The organism is Streptomyces sp. NBC_01306, assembly GCF_026340465.1.
Taxonomy (GTDB): Bacteria; Actinomycetota; Actinomycetes; order Streptomycetales; family Streptomycetaceae; genus Streptomyces.
In genome coordinates this window covers 7470150-7495744 of the sequence record NZ_JAPEPC010000001.1, presented here as the reverse complement: position 1 = coordinate 7495744, position 25595 = coordinate 7470150, and the positions used below count along the sequence as shown (strand labels likewise).

Annotated in this window: 22 protein-coding genes and 3 pseudogenes; 12 read left to right on the top strand and 13 right to left on the bottom strand. The window is 68.4% G+C overall.

What is annotated here, in order from left to right; translation table 11 throughout:
- The first annotated feature begins 1109 nt into the window (after positions 1-1109).
- Positions 1110-3773, top strand: a complete 2664-nt coding sequence (locus OG385_RS33250) for a DEAD/DEAH box helicase (RefSeq protein ID WP_266860508.1) — start codon at positions 1110-1112, stop codon at positions 3771-3773.
- Between the two features lie 56 nt (positions 3774-3829).
- On the opposite strand, the gene OG385_RS33245 is transcribed toward OG385_RS33250, so the two are convergent.
- From OG385_RS33245 to OG385_RS33235, 3 genes are all read right to left on the bottom strand, one after another.
- A complete protein-coding gene (locus tag OG385_RS33245) occupies positions 3830-4441 on the bottom strand; it encodes a hypothetical protein (protein WP_266860507.1) in 612 nt (203 codons plus the stop codon).
- Between the two features lie 188 nt (positions 4442-4629).
- Entirely contained in the window at positions 4630-5838 is a 1209-nt protein-coding gene (locus tag OG385_RS33240; protein ID WP_266860505.1) for an IS701 family transposase, read from the bottom strand.
- 32 nt (positions 5839-5870) lie between these two features.
- On the bottom strand, positions 5871-6059 hold the full coding sequence (locus OG385_RS33235) for a hypothetical protein (RefSeq protein ID WP_266860503.1): 189 nt from the start codon (positions 6057-6059) through the stop codon (positions 5871-5873).
- A gap of 297 nt (positions 6060-6356) precedes the next feature.
- On the opposite strand from OG385_RS33235, the gene OG385_RS33230 reads away from it, so the two are divergent.
- The 6 genes and pseudogenes from OG385_RS33230 to OG385_RS33205 all read left to right on the top strand — a co-directional run bounded on the left by OG385_RS33230 (position 6357) and on the right by OG385_RS33205 (position 10527).
- Entirely contained in the window at positions 6357-7358 is a 1002-nt protein-coding gene (locus OG385_RS33230; RefSeq protein ID WP_266860501.1) for a helix-turn-helix domain-containing protein, read from the top strand.
- 27 nt (positions 7359-7385) lie between these two features.
- Positions 7386-7650: pseudogene (locus OG385_RS33225) on the top strand (helicase); the annotation flags it as partial.
- Positions 7651-7669: 19 nt separating this feature from the next.
- Positions 7670-7846, top strand: coding sequence for a hypothetical protein (locus OG385_RS33220; protein ID WP_266860499.1), 177 nt, complete (start codon positions 7670-7672; stop codon positions 7844-7846).
- 520 nt (positions 7847-8366) lie between these two features.
- A complete protein-coding gene (locus tag OG385_RS33215) occupies positions 8367-9263 on the top strand; it encodes a hypothetical protein (RefSeq protein ID WP_266860497.1) in 897 nt (298 codons plus the stop codon).
- A 166-nt stretch (positions 9264-9429) separates the two neighbouring features.
- Positions 9430-9672, top strand: a complete 243-nt coding sequence (locus tag OG385_RS33210; RefSeq protein WP_266860495.1) for a hypothetical protein — start codon at positions 9430-9432, stop codon at positions 9670-9672.
- A gap of 651 nt (positions 9673-10323) precedes the next feature.
- The gene (locus tag OG385_RS33205) at positions 10324-10527 is read left to right on the top strand and encodes a terminal protein Tpg-like protein (RefSeq protein WP_266860493.1); all 204 of its coding nucleotides are present in this window, start codon (positions 10324-10326) and stop codon (positions 10525-10527) included.
- Positions 10528-10565: 38 nt separating this feature from the next.
- Here OG385_RS33205 and OG385_RS33200 read toward each other — a convergent pair whose 3' ends face one another.
- The 6 genes and pseudogenes from OG385_RS33200 to OG385_RS33175 all read right to left on the bottom strand — a co-directional run bounded on the left by OG385_RS33200 (position 10566) and on the right by OG385_RS33175 (position 14699).
- Positions 10566-11675 (bottom strand): hypothetical protein, encoded by a 1110-nt coding sequence (locus tag OG385_RS33200; protein ID WP_266860491.1) that lies wholly within the window; start codon positions 11673-11675, stop codon positions 10566-10568.
- Positions 11676-11688: 13 nt separating this feature from the next.
- Positions 11689-12081 carry an ATP-binding protein gene (locus tag OG385_RS33195; RefSeq protein WP_266860489.1) on the bottom strand — a complete coding sequence of 131 codons (393 nt, stop codon included), beginning with the start codon at positions 12079-12081 and terminating at the stop codon, positions 11689-11691.
- A gap of 353 nt (positions 12082-12434) precedes the next feature.
- Entirely contained in the window at positions 12435-12710 is a 276-nt protein-coding gene (locus OG385_RS33190) for a hypothetical protein (RefSeq protein WP_266861334.1), read from the bottom strand.
- Positions 12711-12903: 193 nt separating this feature from the next.
- Positions 12904-13257, bottom strand: a pseudogene (locus OG385_RS33185) (transposase); the annotation flags it as partial.
- Positions 13208-13645 (bottom strand): hypothetical protein, encoded by a 438-nt coding sequence (locus tag OG385_RS33180; RefSeq protein ID WP_266860488.1) that lies wholly within the window; start codon positions 13643-13645, stop codon positions 13208-13210. The pseudogene OG385_RS33185 and the gene OG385_RS33180, both read right to left, overlap by 50 nt.
- Positions 13646-14411: 766 nt before the next feature.
- A complete protein-coding gene (locus tag OG385_RS33175) occupies positions 14412-14699 on the bottom strand; it encodes a hypothetical protein (protein WP_323183927.1) in 288 nt (95 codons plus the stop codon).
- Here OG385_RS33175 and OG385_RS33170 point away from each other — a divergent pair.
- From OG385_RS33170 to OG385_RS33160, 3 genes and pseudogenes are all read left to right on the top strand, one after another.
- Positions 14694-14879 (top strand): annotated as a pseudogene (locus OG385_RS33170) (hypothetical protein); the annotation flags it as partial. The gene OG385_RS33175 and the pseudogene OG385_RS33170 sit on opposite strands and share 6 nt — an antisense overlap.
- Before the next feature lie 131 nt (positions 14880-15010).
- Positions 15011-16108: an FAD-dependent monooxygenase gene (locus OG385_RS33165; protein WP_266860486.1), complete on the top strand. Its 1098-nt coding sequence runs from the start codon at positions 15011-15013 to the stop codon at positions 16106-16108.
- A gap of 1315 nt (positions 16109-17423) precedes the next feature.
- Positions 17424-19115, top strand: a complete 1692-nt coding sequence (locus OG385_RS33160) for an alpha/beta hydrolase (protein ID WP_266860484.1) — start codon at positions 17424-17426, stop codon at positions 19113-19115.
- Between the two features lie 367 nt (positions 19116-19482).
- Here the strand turns inward: OG385_RS33160 and OG385_RS33155 are convergent, their stop codons facing one another.
- Positions 19483-20193, bottom strand: coding sequence for an IS6 family transposase (locus OG385_RS33155; protein ID WP_266861322.1), 711 nt, complete (start codon positions 20191-20193; stop codon positions 19483-19485).
- A gap of 416 nt (positions 20194-20609) precedes the next feature.
- On the opposite strand from OG385_RS33155, the gene OG385_RS33150 reads away from it, so the two are divergent.
- On the top strand, positions 20610-23300 hold the full coding sequence (locus tag OG385_RS33150; protein WP_266860482.1) for a SpoIIE family protein phosphatase/ATP-binding protein: 2691 nt from the start codon (positions 20610-20612) through the stop codon (positions 23298-23300).
- A gap of 96 nt (positions 23301-23396) precedes the next feature.
- Here the strand turns inward: OG385_RS33150 and OG385_RS33145 are convergent, their stop codons facing one another.
- On the bottom strand, positions 23397-23573 hold the full coding sequence (locus OG385_RS33145; RefSeq protein ID WP_266860480.1) for a hypothetical protein: 177 nt from the start codon (positions 23571-23573) through the stop codon (positions 23397-23399).
- A 110-nt stretch (positions 23574-23683) separates the two neighbouring features.
- On the opposite strand from OG385_RS33145, the gene OG385_RS33140 reads away from it, so the two are divergent.
- Positions 23684-23833 carry a hypothetical protein gene (locus OG385_RS33140; RefSeq protein ID WP_266860478.1) on the top strand — a complete coding sequence of 50 codons (150 nt, stop codon included), beginning with the start codon at positions 23684-23686 and terminating at the stop codon, positions 23831-23833.
- Between the two features lie 100 nt (positions 23834-23933).
- Here OG385_RS33140 and OG385_RS33135 read toward each other — a convergent pair whose 3' ends face one another.
- Together OG385_RS33135 and OG385_RS33130 are read right to left on the bottom strand one after the other, a co-directional pair.
- Positions 23934-24569 (bottom strand): response regulator transcription factor, encoded by a 636-nt coding sequence (locus OG385_RS33135; protein WP_266861320.1) that lies wholly within the window; start codon positions 24567-24569, stop codon positions 23934-23936.
- Complete coding sequence (locus tag OG385_RS33130; protein ID WP_266860476.1) at positions 24569-25585, bottom strand: sensor histidine kinase; 1017 nt, start codon at positions 25583-25585, stop codon at positions 24569-24571. The genes OG385_RS33135 and OG385_RS33130 overlap by 1 nt, the downstream gene beginning before the upstream one ends.
- Between the last annotated feature and the right edge of the window lie 10 nt (positions 25586-25595).

Below are 25595 nucleotides of genomic sequence, written 5' to 3'. Positions count from 1 at the left end.
ATGTGCAAGCGAACCACCGCGCTGCGCGCGGTGGTTGCGCTTCCGCTCCGCGGAAGCGCGAGCGGGACGCTCCGCGTCCCGCTCAACTGGGCTGCTGCGCAGCCCAGTTGCTGCCCCGTCCGCTGCGCTCCCGGGGCAGCGGGACTGTGTCCCGTAGCAGGCTTTCGCTTCGCTCTAGCCTGGCAGGCAGGTCCGCTGCGCTCCCCTGCCTGAACGGTCCTTCCGGCTGCACCTCCAGAACCGAGGCCCGCTAACGCGGGCCAGTCTGGCTACGGAAGAGGGGTATCGCGCGGACCTTTCAGCGTCGTCTTTTGAAATAACCGTGCTGATGCAGCTTGTAGATGATCACTGGGGCCAAGATGAGCCACACGGCCAGGAAGGCCCGTTTGAACCATGGATGGCCGTCCGGCCTGGCGCCCTGGGTCAGCTCTGAGGCGGCCACACTGAGTCGAGTCATGCTTCTCCAGTGCCCAGCCAACAGGCCAACACGCAGCCTCTGTATCCGAGTTGTGGAGGTTGGGGCTTGCGATGCACTCCGGTTTCCAGTAGGGGTCGCTCGTTCGTGAAGGTTCCCGTGTGGTGGCTGCATCAAACTGATTCAGCATGTAACGTTGGTAGAAATACAGGACACCTCCCCTCGTCGGGGAACCTCCCTGAAATTCCGAGAGGAACGACCACAGATGGCCTGGCGCCACGAACCTACCGGACCCGATTCCGCGCTGAGCAGCCATTCTTTGGGCCGGGTGAGTCGGTATCAGAGGGCGGGCGCCAAAGCCCGGTTGAGGCTGTTCGCGCTCTTGGCCGCCCACGGCGTGCCCGCGAGCGAGGCGGATGACCTGGTGGCCGCGCTGGAGGCTGAAGAGCGGTCGCGAGGGCGCAGCGCGAGGTGGCGAAACTGGAAGGCATGGCGTCGCGCTCGTGTGGCTCGGTGTTCGAGGACGGCTGCGACGATGCGGTACCGGCCGTGAGCGAGGCCTTGGTGGGCATCGTGGACCACGGTTGGTCGCGGTGTGGTGGCCGGTCGGCCGGCGCCGTTGAACTGGCCGTACACATCGCGGAACGAGGCCCTCTGAAAGACCACGGAATTCAGCGCTCGGGGAGGCAAGGAAATGTCAGCGATTCAGCTCAAGGAACACCAGGTAGATCAGCGCTCCGTGTTTCGCAGGTGGGTGGGATTCCCTGCAAGGTCATCTGTGCCCCCGCAGGGTGCCCGGGGAACGATCGTGTCAGCGACCGGTTCAGGCAAGACGATCACGGCCGCCGCGTGCGCGCTGGAGAGCTTCGCAGACGACCGGATCCTCGTGACCGTGCCGACCCTGGACCTGCTCGCGCAGACCGCCCAGGCGTGGCGCCTGGTGGGCCACCGGGCCCCGATGGTCGCGGTGTGCTCGCTGGAGAACGACGCGGTACTGAACGAGCTGGGCGTGCGCACCACCACCAACCCGATCCAGCTCGCCCTGTGGGCAGGGCACGGACCGGTCATCGTGCTCGCCACGTACGCCTCTCTTGTGGACCGCGAGGACATCGACGCACCGAAAGGCCAGCGGAAGATTCGCGGGCCACTGGAGACCGCTCTGGCGGGCGGAGAGCGACTGTACGGCCAGCGCATGGCGGGCTTCGACCTCGCGATCGTGGACGAGGCGCACGGCACCGCTGGTGATCTTGGTCGTCCGTGGGCGGCGATCCATGACAACGCCCGCATCCCCGCCGACTTCCGGCTCTACCTCACCGCGACCCCGCGCATCCTCGCCGCGGCCCGCCCGCAGAAGGGCGCGGACGGCCAGAAGGCGGAGATCGCATCCATGGCCGACGACCCGGAGGGCACGTACGGCGCGTGGCTCGCGGAGCTGGGTCTGAGCGAGGCGATCGAGCGGGAGATCCTCGCCGGGTTCGAGATCGACGTGCTGGAGATCCGCGACCCCTCCCCCGTTCTCGGGGAGTCCGAGGAGGCCCGGCGGGGCCGGCGCCTGGCGCTCCTGCAGACCGCCCTGCTGGAGCACGCGGCGGCGTACAACCTCCGTACGGTCATGACGTTCCACCAGAAGGTGGAGGAGGCCGCCGCGTTCGCGGAAAAGCTGCCGGAGACCGCTGCCGAGCTGTACGTCAACGACGCGTCCGACGCCGACCTGGCCGCCGCTGACAAGCTGCCGAAGTCGTCGATCGACGCGGAGTTCTACGAGCTGGAAGCCGGCCGCCACGTACCCCCAGACCGCGTGTGGTCGGCGTGGCTGTGCGGCGACCACCTCGTCAGTGAGCGGCGCGAGGCTCTGCGGCAGTTCGCCAACGGCATCGACGCGGCCGGGCGCCGGGTGCACCGGGCGTTCCTCGCCAGCGTTCGCGTCCTCGGTGAGGGCGTGGACATCACCGGCGAGCGGGGCGTGGAGGCCGTGTGCTTCGCGGACACCCGCGGATCGCAGGTGGAGATCGTGCAGAACATCGGCCGGGCGCTGAGGCTCAACAAGGACGGCTCCACCAAGGTCGCCAGGATCATCGTGCCGGTGTTCTTGGAGCCCGGCGAGGACCCCACCGACATGGTCGCCAGCGCCAGTTTCCGCCCCCTTGTAGCGGTCCTCCAAGGACTCCGCAGTCATGATGAGCGTCTGGTCGAGCAGCTCGCCTCCCGCGCCCTCACCAGCGGAAAGCGCAAGGTCCACGTCCGGCGTGACGAGGACGGCCGGATCGTCGGGGCCGGCGGCGCGGGCGACGGCGAGGACCAGGACGACGACACGCAGGCCGCCGCCGAAGCCGCCCTGCTCCACTTCTCCAGCCCGCGCGACGCGGCGACGATCGTGGCGTTCCTCCGTACGCGGGTGTACCGGCCGGAGTCGCTGGTGTGGCTGGAGGGATACCAGGCCCTCATCCGGTGGCGGGCAGAGAACGAGATCACCGGCGTCCACGCCGTGCCCTACGACGTCGAGGTCGAGGTGGGGGTCACGAAGGATTTCCCGCTTGGCCGATGGGTCCACCAGCAGCGGAAGGCGCTACGGGCCGGGGAGCTGGAGGAGCGGCGCAAGACCCTGCTGGACGCACCCGAAGCCGGGATGGTCTGGGAGCCGGGCGAGGAAGCGTGGGAGAACAAGCTCGCCACGCTGCGGTCCTACCGGCGGGCCATGGGGCACCTTGCTCCGCGTCAGGACGCAGTGTGGGGCGAGGGCGAGGCGATGGTGCCAGTCGGGCAGCACATGGCGAACCTGCGGCGCAAGGGCGGCCTGGGGAAGGACACGGAGCGGGCGGCGGAGCGCGCGAAGCATCTGACCGCGATCGACCCGGACTGGAACTGCCCGTGGCCGCTGGACTGGCAACGCCACTACCGGGTACTCGCCGACCTCGTCGACGCCGACGGCGTTCTGCCTGCCATCGAACCCGGGGTGCTGTTCGAAGGCGACGACCTGGGCAAGTGGCTGGAGCGGCAGAAGAACCCCGGCACCTGGGCGCAGCTGTCGACCAAGCAGCAGGAACGGTTGTCGAAGCTGGGCGTACAGCCCATCCAGGCGTCGCCTCCCGCCCCGGCAGCCACTCGTACGACCAAGGGCCCGACCAGGGCCCAGCAGGCGTTCCAGCGCGGCGTACAGGCCCTCACACAGTGGGTCGAGCGGGAAGGCGCGGATCGGCCTGTGCCGCGCGGTCATGGCGAGCAGATCGCGGTCGACGGTGAGGCGGAGCCGGTGCCGGTGAAGCTGGGCGTATGGCTCTCCAACACCAAGACCCGGCGGGACAAGCTCGCCCAGGAGCAGCTGGACGCGCTGCGAGAGCTGGGCGTCGGCTGGGCGTAGAGCCGGTCTTTGGGGCGGCTGCCAGCGCTCGCCCCAAAGACCGGCTCTGCTGCAGATCAGTAAAGCCCGATCGCGTCCACGATGATGGCCGGACCGGCGATATGGGAGTGAACGTCCTCAGTGGGGAGATCCAGGTTGAAGTGGCTGACCAGCTCTCGCACGTGATCGTCTACGTCGAGCATCATGAAGCGCCGCATCATGTGTTCCCAGTCGTGGAGGAGCCACTGTTCGGCGCTGAGGTATCCATCGCTGCCCCCTGGAATCAACCTGCTAACGCTTCCCAGAACGCGGAGTTCTCCTTCGATACGGTTCGCTGAAGCCTCGCCCAGGAAGTGGTCCGGCGGCACATTGATGTAGACCTTCTGCGGCAGGTTCGACCCGGTCAGTTCCAGGAGGGTTGGAATGGGGAGGAGCTCGTTCCGGAGGTACACCTGCTGCAACTGCTCGGCGAACGGCAAATCTGCAATCTCGAGATTGCGGAGGCTGTCCAGGTCGGCCTCTACGGTGTCCATCAGCCGACGAAGGATGAAGAACATCTTCCCTGCCAGGCTGGCCGCGGTGATCCTCGTCGTTCCCTCGATCTGGACCAGATCGTCCCTGACGAGGGGAGTTTCGCCGTCCGGGTCGACTTTGACCGCGCCAGCGTCGTTGATCAGCGCATCGATCAACTTGCTGAAGGTGGCCTTCTGCTTGGGGGCAAGACTGTAGGTGGATTGGAACTCAACGTCGGCCCCCCTAGTAGGGCTTTGTTAGGTGGTGTCGTAGGTCTGCCATGGGGTGGGTTGTCGGCAGGTGGGGCAGGTTCCGGTCCAGGTGGCTAACAGGTGTTGGAGGAGTGCCAGGGCCTGGTAGAGGGTCAGGCCCTGGCAGGGGCTTTTGGGGAGGACCGCTGTTCGGTCAGGAAGAGGTGGGCGGCGGTGACGAGGGTGACGTGGCGGTGCCAGCCGGTGAACGAGCGGCCCTCGAAATGGTCGAGTCCGAGCGTCGTTTTCAGCTCGCGGTAGTCGTGTTCGATGTGCCACCGTAGTTTCGCGAGGCGGACGAGATCCCGGGCCGGAATGTCGGCCGGAAGGTTGGAAATCCAGTACTTGACCGGCTCGTTCTCCCCTTCGGGCCACTGCGCGATCAACCACCGAAGAGCGATGGCACCGTCCGGGGCGGGTTTCGGGCGGCGGCCGGCGAGGCGGACGCGCAGGAACACGAAGCGGGCGGACACGGCTGCTTTGGAGCCCTTGCGCCAGGTGACCGTGACCGCTCGTGCACGTCCGGCGGCCAGGACGTGTTCGCGCAGGCTGATGGGCCGGGTCCGGTAGCGGGCCAGCGGACGCGGTCCGAGCCCGCCGTAGGGCGGCTGGTGTGGCACGGCCGATTCGGTATGGGCGGTCATCTCGCCCTTGACCCGCAGGGCGTAGGCGAGGCCGCGGTCCTCCAGGCCGTGGCGGAAGTCGGCGTTCGCTCCGTAGCCGGCGTCCGCGACCAGCACCGCGGGCCGCAACCCCAAGGCCGCCAGTTCGTCGAGCATGTCCAGCGCGAGCCGCCACTTCGGCCGGTGCTGTTGCTCATCAGGAATGCGGCAGCGGGCCCGACGGCCGGCAGCTTCGGCCCCGTCCCAGCTGCCGGGCAGGAACAGACGCCAGGACAGTGGGCACGACGCGGTGTCGGACGCGGCGTGGACGCTGACCCCGATCTGGCAGTTCCCGACCTTGCCCAGGGTGCCGGAGTACTGCCTGGCCACCCCGGGCGAGGACGTCCCGTCCTTCGGGAACCCGGTGTCGTCCACCACCCACACCTGCGGACGCACCACCGCCACCGCCCGGCGGGCCAATCCGGCACGAACCGTGTCCACCGGCCAGGTCGACGACGTCATGAACTGCTGCAACTGCTGATGGTCCACCCCGAGTCGCCCGGCCATCGGCTGCATCGACTTCCGACGCCCGTCCAGCAACAGACCCCGCAGATACAGCCCGCCCTTCACCCGCTGATCAGCACGCGCCAAAGGCGCGAACACCTCCCCAGCGAACTCCTCCAACCGACCCCGGCACGCCGCGAGTTCATTCGCCCTCATACCAGCAGGAAACCACCAACGCGCCCACTTGCCTAGAGACGTAACAAAGCCCTACTAGAGCCTTCCAGCGCGAACGCGCCCACGCCAGCCTTGCCGCCGCCGGTCTGCCTCCGAATGGACTTCTCGACGATCTCGGCTTGGTGAGGAATCTCGATTTCGTAGTACTCCGCCTGCGACAGCAGGGTCTCAGTGTCGAGGTAGATCGGTGATAGCAGCGCCATGCACAGAAGTGTCTCAGTGCCCTCTGACACTCCGGCCCGTGCGCGCTCCAGTGCGACCAGCGGAGCTCTGAGCGCGGAGAGCCGACGGTTCGCGCGCGCCGGCACTGGGGGAACGATCTCCCAGGTGAGGGCACCACCACAGCCGAGCAGGCTGCACCGGAGTTCCTGGTGAACTTGAACATGATCGCCAGGTGGATCGAGGGGTGCTCCGCGGAGACCGCGCCCTGCTTCCTACCTGAAGACCACATCTGAGCAAGTGGCCTTGATCGTGAACAGGGCCTGGGGACGCCGGCGCGGGTGGATGCTTTGCCGGTGACAAACATTGATGAGGTACGCCGGGCCCTGGAGGAGTCCAGGTTCGATGTTCTGCTGGGGCTGGAGGAGTCGAGCTGGCTGGACGTCAAGAGCGGGATCTACCACCTGGGCAATCCGGAGCACGAACAGGAACTCCTCAAGGACGTGGCCGGCTTCGCCAACACTTCCACCGGTGGACTGCTGGTAGTCGGCTTCAAGACCGAGCAGCCCCACGATGTCGAGATCGTTTCCGAGCTCAATCCCGTGCCGCGGAAGCTCGTCGACCTCGACCGGCACCGCAAGCTGATCGACGGAAAGCTGATACCCACGGTGCGAGGTCTGAGCGTCAACTGGATCGGCTGCGGTGAAGAAAAGGGCGTACTGGTCATCGACATCCCAGCCCAGCCGCCCGCTTCCCAGCCTCTCGTAGTACCGGGTCCGACCAAGGGCGCACCACCCGATTCGGTCGCCGTACCGATGCGGCGAGGAGACCGCACCATATGGCTCCCCCGGGCACAGATCCAGGCGCTGCTCGCCACAGGGTGGGCGGTGACCGGTGCACCTGCTGAACCAGCAGCCTCGCGCACTGCGGACCGTGCGAAGAGCGGCCGCGTCTTCGACGCGCTTCTTCCCGATGCCCGATGGATCAAGGTACTGGCCGAAGGAGCCCCGCTGTATCGGGTGCCCACCTGGCTGGCGGGCGCCGTCTACGACGCGTACGACACGCTCACAGTCGACGTCGTGGACTTCATCGACGCGGAGGCGGCTGAAGAGCACCAGGCCCTGGTAGAAGCGCTGGGTGATCTCCACGCTGAGTTCATCGGGACCTTCCCGCCTGGCGGGGTGAGCGGCTACAAGTACACGGAAGTACCAGCCGAATGGAAGGGCACAGACCCCGCTCGCTACTACAAGGCGCTTGAAGACTTGTCGACGGCGAGGCAGAGGTTCCTGGACCTGTACAGGCAGTTGAGCAACATACTGACCAGAAAAGGGTTGCTGTCCTGACGGCCCTGGGCTGTCCCCCGAGGCAGGGAGCGCCACTACCGGGTGCTCGCCGATCTGGTCGATGCCGACGGCGTTCTGCCCTACATCGCGCCGGGCGTCGTCTTCGAGGGCGACGACGTGGGCAAGTGGCGGTGGCAGCAGAGGCCGGGCACACGGGCGCAGATCCTCCCCGAGCAGCGGGAGCAGCTGGGCGTCAAGCCGCTTGAGGCGCCGTCTCCCGCCCCCGGCGGCCACGCGTACGGCGAAAGGGGGCCCGAGCAAAGCGGAGCAGGCGCTCCAGCGGGGTCTGGCGGATGAACGAACTGATGCGCATGGCATACGCAGGCGGTCTGGTGAACCACAACTCCCGCGAAAAGTGGCAAGCGGACGAAATCGCCTCCGCTGTCGTGGACATCGAACTCCGTACTGCCGACCGCCCCGACCCCGCCCGCCGCAGTCAGCTCGCGGCCCGTTCCGGCGAAGCCGCTGCTGGAGCGGGGCCACCATGACGATTGCGAGAAGGAGTTGTACGAGGGCGGCACCTGCACCTGCGACCTCGTCGAGCCTTCGGGCCGCCCTCCGAACGGGACGACTACTGAACCTTTCTCTTGACTGCGCCCTTCTCACCACGCTGGACCCCGGGCCCATCTTTCAGGCCCGGGGTCTCGTGCCGTCGGGTTCGGGACGGGTGCAGTCGTTCGGATCGCGTAGGCCACATACAGCCACGGAAAGAGACGTCACCGGTGACCGGATCGAACGGGACTCGCCGCCGTGTTCTGCCATGTGCGCAGTCACGGCGTGAACTATCCAAGAGTTCGGCTCCAGAACATCAAAGATCACCATCTGAAGCGTTAAAGGTTCCAGGTGCAAAGTAAGCGCCTGCCTGCGGCTTCGGGCACCAATGGTTTCCTATCGGGGTCATCTGTTATCCCATGTTTTCCGATAGCCCGGTCTGAACGGGAGGCGGCCAAGCGGCCGCATCGGAATTCGGCACCCGCTTCGTATGACCGATCGGTGAACATGGACTCCGTGAACACCGAACTGACCGTGCTGAAGCGGGACATGGCCGTGAGCCAGGACGACACGATACGGATGCTGCTGGAGCAGTCCAAGCGCACCGGCCGTGCCGTCCTCATCCGGCGTGCCTTCGTCCAGGATGCCGATCCCGGCCTCCGTCTGGTCACGCGGCCCGGCCCGTTCTCCAAGATGCTGCGCAGTAACGAGCGGCTGGACCTTTTCCTCCTGATCCACTGCGTCACCGCGCGCGCCGACTGGGGTGTCGCTCACCGGTCCGAGACCTGGGGCCGCGCCGCGGGGATCTCCTTCGCCACCAATGGAACGGCAAGCGCCGCGGTCTCCCGGCACCTGCACAAGCTCAAGGAACTGAAGCTGATCAGCACCGAGCCTTACGGCCGGATGACGAAGATCACCAAGTTGCTCGAGGACGGCTCCGGCGACCCGTACACGCTGCCGTCGGGCGACAAGGAGGGCTCCCGCAAGAGCACCTACTTCAAGGTGCCGTTCGCGTACTGGGAGCAGCGCTACTACCGGTCGCTCTCGATGCCGGCGAAGACGATGCTGCTCATCCTCATGAGCCAGCGCAGCCCGTCCTTCGCCCTGCACAAGGCCAGGGAGTACGCGCTCTGGTACGGGGTCTCCCCGTCAACGGTCGGGCGCGGCATCGAGGAGCTGAAGAAAAAGCGCCTGCTGTACGAGTTCCTCTCCGAGCAGCAGTTGGACGGCTTCTCCGTCCTCGGGCAGAGCACGCATGTCCGCTGGGCTCTCGCCGCGCCGTTCGACCTGAACGTCAACAAGACGGAGCGCGAGGCGGCAGAGGCCGCCTGGACTCCTGAGGGCGTCGCCCGCACCGCGCTGCGGATCGGCACCCGTATCCCCGCGCTCTCGGGGGCCACGATTCCGCAGTGAGCACCGCCGGGGCGCTACGGCCCTCGGCCCCACGACTCCCGGCCCGGCACACCTGGGTCGGGCGCGGCGCAGGACGCCGCCCCGAAACGGGCGACGGCCCCCTGTTCCAGCAGGGAGCCGCCCAGTGAAGAAACCGACAGTCACTCCCCAAGGAGGCACCATCAGCATGCTCAACGAGGCTAAAGGCACCGACCCGCCGACGTCGACCCGGCATCACCAGGGCAACGGCAAGCTGTGCCCCATCCGGTCCGAGATCCGGACCCGGCTGCGGCAACTGCTGGACGGCGGCCGCCACCGTTGCCTGCGCGCCCTCGCCCGTACGGCGGGCTACGGCGTCCTCCGCGGCTCCGCCGGCGCCGTGGGCGCGAGCGGGACCGGGTGGATCATCTGGTGGATCCAGCAGCGCTGAGTCGGCGCACCCACTGATCCCGTCGTACACCGCCGCTGGCGACCCCGGACTCAGCACCGGGGCCGGGGCCGTCAGCGGCGCGGCGGCACCAAAAGAAAGCCGGGTCGGAACCCGCGCGGGAGCCCGGCACGGCAACGACGCACACACGCGGCTGCTGCTAGTCGTCGGCTCCAGCTCTCTCGTAGCCGACGTCCGCCAATCCTGTCCCGAAGATGTTGGAACTGGCGGGCAGCGCCAAGCGGTGTGGGAGAACTGTCGCTGCGGGGAGCATGCCTTGTCGGGTTGGCCGGTGGGAGAGGTGGACGTGGGACAGATCGAGCAGGGGCTGGGGCGTGCGTTGCGCACCCGTCCCGTTCCCTCAAGTACCGGGGCCCGCCTGCGGTTTCTGCTTATGCACCAGGGTTCCACCCGGAGGGTAGACGCCGTACTGGGGGTGTCGCAGCGCACCGTGCAACGGTGGGCTGCGAAGAAGCCGGGAGCGCGCCGCCCGCCGGGTCCGCTGCAGGTCCGGGCGATCGAGGAAGCGGTCCTGGCTCGGTGGCAGCCCCGAGTACGGGCCCGCCGGCGTGCCCAGGCAGAGGCGGACGGCTTCGTCTTCCATACCCGGGCGCGATTCGGGTTTGCCGCGCCGGCTCCTCGGACGATCCGCGGGTGCGATGGATCACGCAGGACCTGCCGGGAGAAGTAGCCCGGGAACTGTTCGCCGCTCGGGATGCCGGCGCGGGCGAGCAGCAGCAGACGGTGATACTCGCCCGCGCGTTGGGGCACTCCTACTTTCGCGAGTGGGGCCGCCGGGCCCACGGGCTGCACATCGCTTTCAGCGACGTCGAGTTCGCCGACTTCTCGATCGGCTGAGCCTGGCCCGTCGCGTAACAGCGTCAGGGTGCTCAGCGTCATGGGGACCTGGCGTGGCTTGTCGGCATGGCTTCGTACCTCTCGGCTTCCTGCCGCTCGCGCCAGTCCCACTCCACACGGCTGACCGGGCCTTTGCGGCGGACCGCGGGTGGCTGGGGTGGGCGCAGTCTGGCCGTCTCCGCCACGCGCAGCAGGTGCGTACGGTCGCCTGGCGCGGCGAGCAGTTCTTGGTCTTCGCCGGATGCGAGCCGCGTGAAGCAGACCGTGGCCCGTAGGAAAGTGCCTGCCCAGTCGGGTACGGGGTAGGCGGCGCAGCCGTCGGTGTAGCGGGTGCGGTCGTGCAGGGCGAGCGTGGCCGCGGCGTCGTCGTAGTCGCGGGGGCGGGCGGTGGCGAGTTGCTGGAGGGAGGCGCCGGTGAACAGTGCGGAGGCGATAGCTGCGGCCAAGCGGGGGTGCGCGGTTGCCGCGTGCAGCCGGTGGGCGACTTGCTGGGCGGTGTGTGCGGTGAGAGGCACGGGTGGTGGGCGGTGCCGGAAGGCGATCGGGGGCGGCGTGCACGGGTCGGCGCAGGGGCGGGGGCTGTCGTAGGAGACGAGGCGGTCCAGTGCGGGCAGGGTGAGCCAGCGGTCTGCCGGCCCGGCGGGTTTGTCTGCGGGCGGGGGTTCGGTGATAGGCGTGCCGTAGTAGTGGCGGCGGGCTGCCTCGAAGTCGGTGGTGACGGAGTAGTCGGCCGTCCGCAGGGCCTGGTGCAGAGCGGCGGGAAGGTGTGGACGGCGGTGGCAGACCAGGGTCAGGTGGATACCGGTGAGGGTCTGTAGCTGGAGGAGGCGCATCGTGCGGCGATTGGTGAGGCGGTGGGCGCGCAAGACGGTCAGCCGGCTCACGGACAGAGCGGTCATCCAGGCCGTGGCGGCTTCCCACGCGGGCTGACGGCCGGCAGGGAAGCGGCCCGGGAGCAGTGGCGGCTTTCCCAGAGCGGCGAGAAGGTCGTGGGCAAGGCCGGTTTCACTGGTGGTGCCCGGTCCGGGGTGCAGGGTGACCCGGCCGGACGGCGGATGGTGGGCGGCCAGGGCAGTGTGCGTGTGGAGCACGTCGTCATGGCGGTCGATGACCACGGTGACAGGCGACGGTGGCGCGGCGAGCGGCATGGCGGTGCGGTGGTCAGGCGAGGCGGCTGAAGGCCCAGCGCAGCAGTTCCTGGTCGACGCGAGGGCGGCCGGTGCGTGCCAGGGCGGTGCGGGTGTGGGCGGTCAACTGGGCCCAGGCGCGGAAGTTGCCGTGCGCGGCATGCTGGTCGGCGAAGGTGATGTCCTCGGGATCGGCGTCGGCCCAGACCGGGTGGAACAGCGGGATGACGTCGAGGACCTCGCTGGGAGTGAGGCGGGTGAAGTGCTGCCAGATGAAGATCCGGGAGGAGAGCATCGGCTCGCGGCGCAGCACGGTGTGGCAGCCCTCGCCGCCGACGAAGACGACCGCGAAGCGGGTGGCGGGCTCGTCCCACAGGTAGCGGAAGTACTCGAACGCCTCCCCGTTGAGCCACTGGGCCTCGTCCACGAGGAAGGTACGGGGGCGCTCGGCCAGGCGTTCTTCAGCAGGCGGTCAAACTCGCTGGGGTGGCGGGGCGGCTCGCCGGGCAAGTCAAGGGCGGTGAACAGCTCGTAGCGCACCGCTCGGGCGGTGGGGCGGGCGCGGAAGGTGACCCGGCGGACATCCTCGTCCGGCTCGAGTGCGCGCAGGCAGGTGTTGACCGCGAGAGTCTTGCCGAAGCCGGCACCGCCGTGGATGGATACACATCATGGCCCGCGCAGCGACGGTGTCGGCGATGTTCTCCCGGGCGGTGAGCAGGGCGCGGGTGGTAACCACGGAGGCATCGGGCAGGTCGACGTACTGGTAGGTGGCCGCGGTCATCAGACGTCTCCGTCTTCATCAGTGGTGGGACGTGCGGCCGGCCCGTCGCGGCGGTCCGGGGCGGCTTCTTCATCGCTGCCGGACGGGAGCGGGACGGGCTGGCCTGGTGTGGTCAGCGCGGTCAGGGAAGCAGGAGTGCGCCACCCGGCCGGAGGCGCGGTCGGCGGGATGAGGTCCGGCAGCGCCTCCGGCAGGTCGGTGTCGGTGGCCTGGGCGAGTTCGGCCCCGGCCTGTGCACCGGTCAGGGCGCCGAGCCGCCGAAGGGGCTCGGCCATGGGTAGCGGCGGCGTAGCACTCGCGCTGGGAGGCTTCCAGGTCGTTCTTCAGGCGGCGGGCACGAGCGGCCCGGGTTCTTCGTACGGCGCTGATCTGCTCCTCGGTGGCCTGGTCGGCCAGGTCCGCTGGGCCGAGGTAGCGGCCGGTGGCTGCGTGGTAGACCTCGATGCGGTGGTCGTGGTGGGGCATGAAACGGACCCGGACCTGGATGCCAGCCTGGCCAGTCATCCACGACCCCACATAGTCGCGTCTCCTGAAGCGGATGCCGCGGGTGGTCAGCGAGCGGGTACCGGCGTCCTCCAGGGTGAACGTCCACAGATCCGCGGCCGGCACGTCCCGCAGCGGGGTCGGATCGTCCTGCCACGCTTCAAGCGGGGTCCTGCCCCGCAAAGGTGCGGGCTGATGTTCGGTGTTCCACCACCGTGTCCAGTCCAGCAACCGGGCGGTGAAGTCCTCGAAGCTGAGCAGCACCTCGCCCTTCGGGCGGGTGAGGCGTTTACCGGGGCGCGGCTGGCGGGCGTAGCCGGGCAGCGCGGCCAGGAACATGCTCTCCACCGCACGGTTCAGGCCCTCCACGGTGACCTTGAGGTGGGGGGGTGTAGACGGGCAGGCCCTCCACGGTGACCTTGAGGTGGGGGGTGTAGACGGGCAGGTCCTCCACGGTGACGTCCAGGAGATCGAACGCGGCGGTCACCGTCCGGGACAGGAAGTCCTTGCCGCGGTCCACCCGTACCTTCTCGGGCACGCCGCCGAACGGACCGTAGGGGTCCTCGCGCAGCACCGCGGAACGCAGCGCCGCGAGGACCGATTCCCGGGAGGGATGTACCGGGGTGACCGCCACCCCCGTGATCGCGTTGGTGGCGCAGTCGGTGAACCACGTGATCCACGGCCTGCGGGCGGTGCCCTCGACATCGACCAGGACGGGGGCCTGCATGTGGTCGGTCTCCCACACGTGGTTGCGCCAGCCCCGCGGTCGGGCCGGGAACACATCATGCTTACGTGCCTCGCGTTCACCGCCCGCGAGCCCGGCCCGCCCCCCGGCGTCAGATCCCGACGGATCGCCCGGTGCAAGGTCGGGACCGACGGAGGCGGCTCCCCCTCGCCCCTGGCCGCGCGAGCAGTCATCTCGCGATGAACGGCGGCAACGTTCCCCCTCCACAGCCCGAGCAGGGCACGGACCTCCTCAGTGACAGTGAACCTCCCGTAGTACCGGGCCCGCTCTCCCGGCGCCGCAGCCACGGTCTCGTCCTTCTCAGCAGCGGCCAGCCACCGCCAACCGCCCGCTCCCGCACTCCCAACGCATCCGCCACTGACCTCACATGCCCGGTGGTGAGCTTGCCCTTCTGGCGCAGAGCCAGCAGCCGGCGCACCGCCGGCCCGCGCAAGGCCCGAACCGATTCAGTCGGCAAAGCAGCGCCCACGCCGCCGCCCGACCCCTTCGGCAGCTGGAGCCGTCCTTCCTGATCCACCCCACGATCACACCAACGCCCGCCGGCCAGCGGATCAGAACTCACGAAACTGACACAGCGTCACCCTCACACGATAACGCTCCACGACAACGATGCCCCGTGGATCTCTCACCTCCAGGACAGCGACCCCTCAGCCCCGAAACAACCCACGACCAGCATCAACACCCTCAAGCCCCGCTGTCTCCCACTCCACTGACACAAAACCGAGAGAACGCACATACGAAGCGGCACTCACCATCGCGTCAATCCTGATGTGGATATGACCCTTTGAAGACAGGCCCTGGGGGCGACGGTTTCGGCGTGGTGCTTGTTGTCGGGGTGGGAGATGCGTCCGGCGTGCATGATCTGCGCGACGATGCGTCCGCCGTTTTGGTGGACGGCGTCGGCGACGGTGCGCCAGGCGGCGATCTGGGCGGGCGTGTGCAGGCCAGGTGAGTTCATGTAGCCCGCTCCCTCGCCCGCTGAGTCACGAGGGCCGTTTCCCGGCCGAACCGGGACCCTGCGGGGCCGGTAGCTCAAGGGCGTGGCCTGCAACCGGTGCTCGACGTCGTGGTCTCCGGCACCGCCACGGCAGTTCTGTATGAGCGGCTGGTCTGGGAACTCATGGCCACCGTCGAGCAAACGAGAGCCCTACGGGGGCTCGGCCCGGCCGATCAACGGCGTCCGTCACACATAAGCGTAATCGTTAGGAAAAGCTAACCGTTAGTGTTACGTTCCCTGGGTGAAGAGAATGAGCTTTGCCGCTTCCGGCCGGCGGGTGCCTGGTTGCCCGTCCTCCCAGTCGTCGGCCGATCTCGCCACGGCAGTACTGGATGGCAAGGGGAGGAACGATGCGCACTGTGATCGTGGGAGCGGGCCTGGTCGGGCTCACCACCGCGGCTTCGCTGCGGCTGATCGGGCATGAGGTCATCGTGCTGGAGCACGCGCCGCGGGTACGGGCCGCCGGGGCCGGTATTGCCCTGTGGCCCAACGCGCTGCGGGAGTTGGACACCCTGGGCGTCGGCGACGACGTCCGGAGCATAAGTGAGACCGTTGAGGCCCGTTTCCTTGACGCCGCCGGACACCCGATGCGCGCGGCCGGCTACGATCCGGCCGCCCACCAGTTCCTCATGGTGCCGAGGCCGGACCTGAACAACCTCCTCGCCGACACCGTCGGAAGGGACCGGATCCGACTGGGAACACACGTCACCGGCTTCACCGAGCACGACACACACGTGGAAGTGCACCTCGCCGACGGTGCGCCGCTGCGGGCGGATCTGCTGATCGGTGCGGACGGTGTGTACTCCGACGTGCGCACCGCTCTCGAGCCCGGCAGCGCGGCAGTCGCACAGCCCGGCAACTTCGCCTGGCGGGCAGTGCTGCCATCCGGGGACGAGCGGCCGGACGGCACGTTTGTCACCATCGGGCACGCGCGGACCCGAGGCGGCTACACCCGGGTCGCGCCGGGCCAAACCATGTGGTGGGTGGGCCAGTTCGACGCTGGTGAACTGGTCGGTAGCAAGAGGGACCGGGCACTTCTTCGGGCCGGCAACGTGGCCGAGTCCGGCTGGCACGACGAGCTCCTGGAAATGATCGCCGCGACGCCGGAGCAATCCATCCTGGAGAACCAGATCATGCTCGTCCCCGAGCTGCGGCGCTGGACCACGGACCGGGTCGCCCTGATCGGGGACGCCGCACATGGCCTGTCCCCGCACATCGCGGCGGGCGGCACCCTGGGCATGGAGGACGCCGGAGTGCTGCGTGCCGAGTTGGCGAAGGGATGCGCCACGGCTACCGCCCTCGGCCGTTACGAGAGCATACGCCGGTCCCGGTTCGAAGAGGTGCGTCAGCACTCCGCCGCGATCGAGCACGCCGATGGAGCCGCCGAGTCCGCCGAGCGCTACGCCGCCTTCACTCACTGGATGATCAACACCGCGCCCTCTGCCTGATCCCGGCTCAAGACCTGGCGTTGAGATGAGTTTTTCGGCTGGATGAGCCGTTTCGGCGCGGAGCAGGTGTCGGGTTTCTTCACGTCGGGAGAGAGGGGTGGGAGACCAGGAGCGCAGGCCGGGGGCGTACCGCCAGGAGTCCTCCTGACTCGGGCCTCGCTCAAGTCTCGCTCGAACAGGATCAGTTCAGGTGCTGGTCGAAGACCGTGTCCTATGTGGTGAGGCGGGTGAGTGAGCGCATGCCCATTTCTGGGGATGCTCTTGCGGCCTTACGGAAGGGCACAAGGCCTCGGACTCGTGACGCTACCTCTCTCGCCGAGGGTAACCAGGTGAGACGGATCCACCCCGCGAACTGGGCGGCATCATCACTCAGTCACTCTCCCCCTGGCCTGACTGTTGCGGTCGCGCACGACCAGAGTCCAGTACCCCACTGCCCCTTGGGGCCGTGCGCGCGGCGGGTCCCTGTGCCGCCCGTGCCGCCCGGGCTCAGCCTCCGATCAGGTGGTGCAGGATGGGCACGCTCAATCCCGCGGCGTCAAGCCCCGCAAGAACAGCGCTGGCGGTGTTATCAGTGCTGTAGCCGGTGAGTACTCCAGCGACTGCCCCCACGAGAGCGGCCGTCAGCATGACGATGGCCGCGTGCGCGGTGAGCAGTGCGCGAGCCAACGGGGCTCGGGGTTGAAGACGGGTCGGGCACGCGCTGCTGCTTGTGACGGGGCCGACCGGTGTCGACCACTACTCACCGTGTAGGTGCCGGTGTCCCCCGGACCCCCCGCCTTTTCACGTGTGCCGTAGAGCACAGGTGAGGCGCGGGGGAAGTCGTGGGATTCCGCACCTATAGGACCTACGAGTGGCTCGACCTGAAATCGGATCCTCTAGGAGGAGCGTTCGTGACATGGGCACAGCCGGCAGGCGGTGACGCCGAGTTCCCTGCCGCTCCAGGTGCGGGCCCGCAGCCACCTCGGGGTCACGCCGGGACGTTGCAGAGCCGCTCGCCGAGCGCCGCTGAAGGTGGCCAATGGCGACCAGCGCGTCCTGTGGGGCAACGTTGTACGCACAACCAGGACGTGATCAAGGGCCGCCACTGCGCGACAACATGAACGACGCACGGCAGTGGTACCTCACCCCCGCCTGGTTCCCGTCGGCCGCCGCGTGCCGGGTGTGCTCCATATCCGGTACTACGACCCAGGGACCAGGTGCCGCGGTGCGTCACGCCCAGGTCGGAGGGGAGTTGGGGCCGCTCGGCTGACGATTCCGGCGTACTCCACCTGAATGATCATTCCTGTCCGAACATGCGACCGGAAGGATCGATTACATGCGTAGAAGATGTCTCGTGCCCCTGTTGGCTGTCGGTGTCACGGCGATGCTGGCCCCCGCGTTCGCCACCTCGACGGCCACCGCTGCTCCGGCCACCGCCGCTTCGTCGACCGCTGCCCCGGCCTCCGAGCCGTCCGCCGCCAGGGGCGCGCTGGGCCGCTATGCGAAGCAGAAGCCGCAGTGGAAGCGGTGCGACGCCGACTCTCCGGCGGAGTTCGAGTGCGCCACGATCAAGGTTCCGCTGGACTACCGGGCTCCCGGGGGCAAGCGGATCGACTTGGCCATATCCCGGATCAAGAGCACCGCGCCCGGCAAGCGGCACGGTGTCCTGTTCTCCAACCCCGGCGGCCCGGGAATGCAGGGGCGCTACATGCCGATGGGGTTGCAGGACAGGCTGCCCGAGTCCGTGCGGCAGAAGTACGACCTCATCGGCTTCGACCCGCGCGGTGTGGGAGAGAGCAGCCCGGTCTCCTGTGACCTGAAGCCGGAGGAGGAGGACTGGCTGCGACCGTACAAGGAGGAGAAGTTCGACAAGGACGTCGCCTGGGCACGTGACGTCGCGAACAAGTGCGGGGAAAAGGCGGGCGGCACGCTCCCGTACATCACCACGCGCAATACCGCGCGCGACATGGATCTGCTCCGGGCTGTCCTCGGCGAGAAGAAGATCTCGTATATGGGCACTTCGTACGGCACCTACCTGGGCGCCGTCTACACCCAGCTCTTCCCGGGCCGGGCCGACCGTTTCGTGCTGGACAGCGCGGTCGATCCGGCGCGCGCCTGGCGGGGGATGATCCAGTGGTGGGCGAAGGGCGCCGAGCCGGCGTTCGACCGGTGGACCGAGTGGGCCGCCGACCGTTCGGAGAAGTACGGCCTCGGTGACACCCCGAAGAAGGTCGACCGGACCTTCTGGGACCTGGTCGCGCAGGCCGACGAGAAGCCCATCGTGGTGGACGGGCAGCCGAACACCGGTGATGACCTCCGGAGCGGTATCCGCTCGGCGGTCTTCACCCCGGAGTACGCCACTGAGGGGGTCGTGGAGCTGAAGAAGGCAGCAGCAGGCAAGTCCGCCTCCACGAAGAAGCTCGCGGCGTTCGCCGGAGCCGAAGGGGCAGGTCCGGCAGGCGCCGCCGCCGACGCCGCTGGTACGGGAGGCGCCGCCGCTGGTGCCGCCGAGGCGCCGTCCGACAATGATACGGCGAGCCTTCTGGCCATCGTGTGCGGCGACAACTCGGCCGCCTGGTCCCGCGACCCTGACAGCTACCGGCGCGACGCCGTGCAGGACAAGGGCCGTTACCCGCTATTCGGGGACTTCGCGTCCAGCGTCAAGCCCTGTGCGTTCTGGGGCGAGTCCGTGGAACCGGCGACCAAGGTGAACAACAGCGTCGGTTCCCTGATCGTCCAGAACGAGTGGGACCCGCAGACCCCGCTGCCCAGTGGCCGGGCCATGCACGCCGACCTGAAGGGCTCGAAAATGGTCACCGTCCTCGGCGGCGAGGGCCACGGCGTCTACCCGAACGGCAACGCGTGCACGGACGACGCGGTCGCCGACTATCTGCGCACGGGGAAGCTCCCGGCGAAGGACGTGACCTGCGAGGCGACGGCTGGCTCGGTCCCGGAGGGGCGCAAGAAACAGAAGCGGGACCTGCTTCCCGGGTCTCCGCTCCCGGAGCGTGCACCGGACCGTTTCTGAGCCCGGTCGCATCGCCCGTTGCCGCGTGACCCGTTGAAGACGGGGCCGGACCACCTCCTTCGTTCGCCCCCGGCCCCGCCGGAGGGGTCCCCCCGTTGTGCGCCGTGGGCGTGCACAGTGGGATCCGGTGCCCGACATGAGCCCGGTTGACCACGCATTTCCCAGACGCCACACCGTCCTGGAGAACGCCCTCCAGACCGGTCACCCGGACATTGCCACTCGGCATGCGGATCGCGATCCCGCACTCCAGCCCACCACTTCCCTGGGCCTTCTTCCGGTTCGCCAGCGACGGCGTGGTCACGTTGTTGGGTGTGCGGGTGTCTGACGGTGTGTCGAGGTGTGGTGGGGCCGGGTGCCGGCCCTGGGCTCAGGCGGCGGCAGGCCGGCCGGTGACGCCGGTGATCTGCTCCCAGATGGTGAAGCGGACGGTCATTTCGGCGCGGTGTTGGGTGCCGGTCATCAGGTGACGGCGGGGCCGGAAGTGGGGTGAGATGCCGCTGAACGCGGACAGGAAACGCTGCGCGGCGCCCACGCTGCGGAAGCATTTCATCGCCCGTTCGCGTTGCCGGGTGGGCTGATGACTGTTCTCGGCCCGGTTGTTCAGGCCCTTGTGGGAACGGTGCTCGACGGAGGGCATGACCTCGCGGTGGGCCGCGCCGTAGGAGCGGAGCTTGTCCGTGACGATCACCCGCGGCACCCCGCCCGTCTTGGTCAGCAGCGTACGGAAGAAGCGCCTGGCCGCAGCCGCGTCCCGGCGGCTCTGCACCAGGATGTCCAGCACGTTGCCGTCCTGGTCGACAGCCCGCCACAGGTACTTCTGCTCACCGATGATCTTGATGAAGACCTCGTCCAGATGCCACTTGCCGCCGGGCTGGGGCCGCCGGCGGCGCAGTCCGTTGGCGTACTGCTGACCGAACTTCAGGCACCAGCGGCGGACCGTCTCGTACGAGACGATCACGCCGCGTTCCAGCATCAGCTCCTCGACCTCGCGGAAACTGAGCGGGAACCGGAAGTACAGCCACACGCAGTGCGAGATCACCTCGACCGGATACCGGTGCCCCTTGCACGACGGCGACATGCCCTCCACGGACGACCCCCTCCACCGTGACCAGCCCGAGGATCCTCCCACCCTGTCAGCCAACGTGACAGCGCCAGAGTGCAGGCTGGGCAAGTCGTCCTTGCGTACGGCATCGAGCCACTGCGGGAGCCGTTCGCCCTGGCGCCCGGTGAGCATCTGGGCAAAGGGCCGGACGTGTCCGGTGAGCGCGTCGAGCTCGGGACAGTTGGACAGGACAGCTCCTCTGCAAATGTGTCGCGACGGTACCGTGCACGCTGCGGGGCAGAAGACAGTGCTAGGAAGTAGCCATGAAGGGACTTTCTAGCCCAAAAAGGCATATCCGACACCGTCTCTTCCCCGGCCCTGCGTCTGATCGGGGTGAGTCCGCGGGCCCGGGGCTGCGCTCTCTGCTGAATCTGCGCAGCGCCGCCGGGCAGGTGTTCGTTTTGCAGGTCGTGATCGTGGCGCTGCTGGTTGCGGCCGCGGTGACGGCCCTGGTGCTCCAGTCGAGGCGTGACAGCACGCGGGAAGCCGAGGTTCAGGCACTGACGGCGGCGGAGACGTTCGCGAACGCCCCGGGCACGGTCCAGGCATTGCGCAGCGGGAATCCGACGGCAGTGCTTCAGCCGCGTGCCGAAGCAGCCCGGAAGCGGGCAGGCGTCAGCGACATCGTTGTCATGAACACTAAGGGAATTCGCTATACGCACCCCGACCCGAATCAAATCGGGAAGAAGTTCGTCGGCACCATCAAACCATCGCTGGAAGGCCACACCACCATCGAGCGGGCCAGCGGGCTTCCTCTGCCGGCGGACAGAGGGCCGGTCATCCAGGCGGTGGTCCCGGTGACCGATGACCGCGGCTCGGTCGTCGGCCTGGTGTCCGCCGGGATCAAGGTCCGGTATGTGAGCAACCTGTCCGGACGGGAACTGCCGATCATCCTCGGCGCCGGGGCGGCCGCGCTGGCCCTGTCCACCTCCGGGGCGGCGCTGGTGGCCAGGCGGTTGCGTCGGCAGACGCACGGTCTGGGGCCGGCGGAGATGACGCGCATGTACGAGCACCATGACGCGGTGCTGCATGCAGTCCGGGAGGGAGTACTGATCATCGGTGCCGACGGACAGCTGATGCTGGCCAATGACGAGGCGCGGCGGCTGCTCGAGCTACCCGTGGACGCGGAGCAGCGACAGCTGGGGGAGCTGCAGCTGGATACGGAGACAGCACAGCTGCTGGCGTCGGGTGAGCCGGCCACGGATGAGGTGCATCTCGCAGGAGACCGATTGCTGGCGGTCAACATGCGCCCTACCGCCCCGCACGGCGGTCAGGCGGGCTGGGTGGTGACGTTGCGCGACACCACAGAGCTGGCGTCGGTCACCGGACGTGCGGAGGTGGCGCGGGAGAGGCTGAAGCTCCTGTACGACGCGGGCGAGCGGATCGGCACAACGCTGGACGTGGTGCGCACCGCACAGGAGCTGGCGGATGTGGCGACCCCGCGGTTCGCCGACATCGTCACGGTCGATCTGCTGGAGTTGGTGGAGCGCGGCGAGGAGCCGGCCAGGGCGGCGGATATGCGCCGAACGGTAGTGAGTGGGGGGTATCAGGAGCGGCAGGGGCTCTACCCGGTCGGAGAGCTGATCACCTACTCGCCGGCGGCTCCGCAGGCTCGGGCCCTGGAGACAGGGCGGGCAGTGCTGGAGGACGACCTGCGGCAGGCCCGGGGGTGGTGGGAAGAGGACCCTGACGGGGCCGGTATGGCCCTGGAGCGCGGAGTGCATTCGCTGGTGACGGTGTCGCTCCAGGCGCGTGGTGTGGTGCTGGGGACGACGAACTTCTGGCGCACGGGGGATTCGCCCCCGTTCAAGGAAGAGGACCTCTCCTTCGCGGAGGAGCTGGTGGCGAGGGCGGCGGTGGCCATCGACAACGCCCGCCGCTTCACCCGGGAGCACGCGATGGCGGTAACCCTGCAGCGGAGTCTGCTGCCGCGAGGGGTACCGAAACAGGACGGGCTGGAGGTGGCCTGGCGGTATCTGCCGGCGGAAGCCGGCGTGGGCGGGGACTGGTTCGACGTCATCCCGCTGTCGGGTGCCCGGGTGGCGCTGGTGGTCGGCGACGTCGTGGGACACGGATTGCATGCGGCGGCGACGATGGGGCGGCTGCGCACCGCGGTACAGAACTTCTCCGCCCTGGATCTGCCGCCGGACGAGTTGCTCGGACGCCTGGACGACCTGGTCACCCGCATCGACAGCGACGAGAGCGTTGACGACGGGCCGCACGGCCACGAAAGCGAAGCGGTCACGGGGGCGACCTGCCTTTACGCGATCTACGACCCGGTCACGGGAGTATGCGTGACTGCGCGAGCAGGACACCCGGGACCGGCGGTGGTGCATCCCGACGGGACCGTCACCTCTCCGGAAGTGCCTGCTTCGCCGCCTCTCGGCCTGGGCAGCAGCCACCCCTTCGAAACCGTTGAATTGCGCTTGCCCGAAGGCTCTCGGTTTGTGCTGTTCACCGACGGGCTGATCGAGAACCGCAACCGGGACATCGGCGCCGGGCTAAACCTGCTGCACCGGGCGCTGGAGGGGGCGGGGCGTACTCCGGAGGAGACGTGTCAGGCGGCGATCGACGCGATGCTGCCGGCGCACCCGGCCGATGACATCGCACTGCTGGTCGCACGCACCCGGTTGCTCGAGCCCTCCAGGGTGGCGCAGTGGGAGGTGCAGCCCGATCCGGCGGCGGTGGCCCCGGTCCGTGCGGAGTGCGGGGTGCAACTGCAGGCGTGGGGACTTGAGGACATCGCGTTCACCACGGAACTCATCCTCAGTGAGCTGATCACCAACGCCATCCGGTATGGCTCGCCGCCGATCAGGGTGCGGCTGCTGCACGACAGCAGCCTGATCTGCGAGGTGTCGGACGGCTCCAGCACCTCACCACGGGTACGCAGAGCAGCGACCACGGACGAGGGCGGACGTGGACTGTTCCTGGTGGCGCAGTCCGCCCAACGGTGGGGCACACGGTACACCCCGGGCGGCAAGGTCATCTGGACCGAACAACCGCTGCACAACGGCGCCCCTGCTGCGACGAGCGACACATCCGTGGAAGCCCTCCTTGACCAATTCGACGATCCCACCCTCTGAACCCACGGGAACATATCGATCAGCGTTGTGGAGGTGGGCCTTCGTCTGGTCGGCGGAAGCGCGGGCGGCGGCGTGCGGTGAGTGGTGAGTGGCGGCTCAGAGCGCCTCGGCCCATTCGTGGTGTCCGAGAAGAGGCTGCGGTGCGGAGGCGGCACGGGGCCCCGGCTTGAGGAGGGGCCGCCGGTCCCCGATGGTTATCTGCAGCAGCGGCAGGTGAACCAGGCGCCCCAACAGCAGAGCCCGTACGACGCCCAGGGCCAGCCCGACCAGCACCCAGGCGCTCCGCGAGGGGGAGTGCCCAGCAGCTGGAGCCGGGCGACCTCGGACCCGATCTGATGGCCCTGTGTGCACAGCCGGACGTTGCGGCCCGCTACCAGGACCGTATGACCGTCTTCGACTCGACCGGGTTCGCGCTGGAGGACCACGTCGCGCTCGATGTGCTCCTCGAACTCGCCACGGAGGCCGGCATCGGCGACCGGGTGCAGCTGGAGCACCTTCCCGACGATGCGCTGAACCCGTATTCGTTCCAGTGACAGGACGCCTGGCGCACTGACACCGAACGGCTGAGCGCCTCTGCTCTGCCGGATCCCCTGCGGGGTCCGTCGGGCGAGGCGCTTCGCCGTGCCTGGGCCATTACGACTCCAGGTAGCGCAGCACGGCCAGGATCCTGCGGTTGTAGCCGGTGGTGTGGGCGAGTTCGAGCTTGTCGAAGACCGCGTTGAGGTTCTTCTCGACCGTGCTCATGGAGATGTGCAGCTTCTGCGAGATGGCCGCGTTGGTGTGCCCCTGGACCAGTTCCTCAAGGACGCTGCGTTCGCGCGGGGTCAGTCGGGTGAGCGGGTCGCTGTGCGTGGTGCGGAACACCAGTTGCCGTACGACTTCGGGGTCGATGGCGACCCCACCCGCGTGGATGCGCTCCAGCGCGTCGAGGAACTCATCGACCTGCGCCACCCGGTCCTTGAGCAGGTAGCCGACCCGTTCGGCGTTCGCGGACAGCAGCTGGGCGGCGTAGTTGCGCTCGATGTGCTGGGACAGCACCAGGACGCCGATGTCGGGCCAGCGCTTGCGGATCTCGACCGCGGCACGCAGTCCCTCGTCCGTGTGGGTCGGCGGCATCCGGATGTCCACGACGACGATGTCCGGGGGCATGGTCTCGACCTCGCGCAGGAGGGTGTCCGCGTCACCCACCGCAGCCAGCACGTCGTGGCCCTCCTCGGTGAGCAGGCGGACGAGCCCCTCCCGCAGGAGAGTCGAGTCCTCGGCCAGCATTACGCGCACGGCAGCTCCGCGATGATCGTGGTTGGGCCCCCCGTGGGGCTGTGGACATGCAGTCGGCCGTCGAGCGCGCCGACCCGGCTGACCAGCCCGGTCAGACCGTTGCCCGCCGGGTTCGCGCCACCGACGCCATTGTCCTCGACCCGGACGACGAGGACTTCCCTGTGGTGGCGCACGCTCACCGAAATCGCCGTCGCCGCCGAATGCTTGGCGGCGTTCGTCACGGCCTCGGAGACGACGAAGTAGGCGGCGGTCTCGACCGAGCGAGGCAGGGCCTTGGTCAGGTCGAGATCCATCCGGATGGGAATGCTGCACCGCTCGGAGACCCCGCCGAGGGCTTCCTGCAGGCCCAGGTTGTCCAGCGCGGTCGGGTAGACCCGCCACGCCACTTCCCGCAGCTCGGTCAGGACTTCCTGCGACTCCTTGTGCGTCTGCAGCAGCAGTGCGTCGGCCTGCTCGGGCGTCCGGTTCCTGCGGGCACGGCCGAGCAGCATCGCCAGGGCCACCAGGCGCTGTTGGACGCCGTCGTGGAGATCGCGCTCGATGCGGCGGCGCTCGGCGTCGACCGCCTGCAGCACCGCGGCCCGGCTGGTGGCCAGTTCGTTGATGCGCTGCTGGAGCAGCTCGCGCTCCGAGGGGCCAAAGCATTCCCGGGCGAGGCGTGAGTCGAACGCCTCCAACGAGAACAACCCCTGCACATCGAGGAACAGCAGCACTCCGCCGAGCAACACCTGAGTGAGCAGTTCCTGCCAGCTAAGCGTGCCGCGTACGACTCCGCCGAGGAGAAGGCCCGCCAGGACGGCGCCGAAGACCAGCAGTCCGACCACGATGCTGGTGAGCATGCCGACGTACATGCGTGTCGCGAGATAGCGCAGGATCCGCTGGTCGGGCACGTTGCGGGCGGGGAAGCGGCCCCCGAAGTAGACCGAGCGACGCCGCCGTTCCCACGCGGTGAGCTGTCGGGCCCGCCAGCCAGCACGACGAGGGTCTTCCTGCGGGTACGGGGCCACAGCAGCAGCG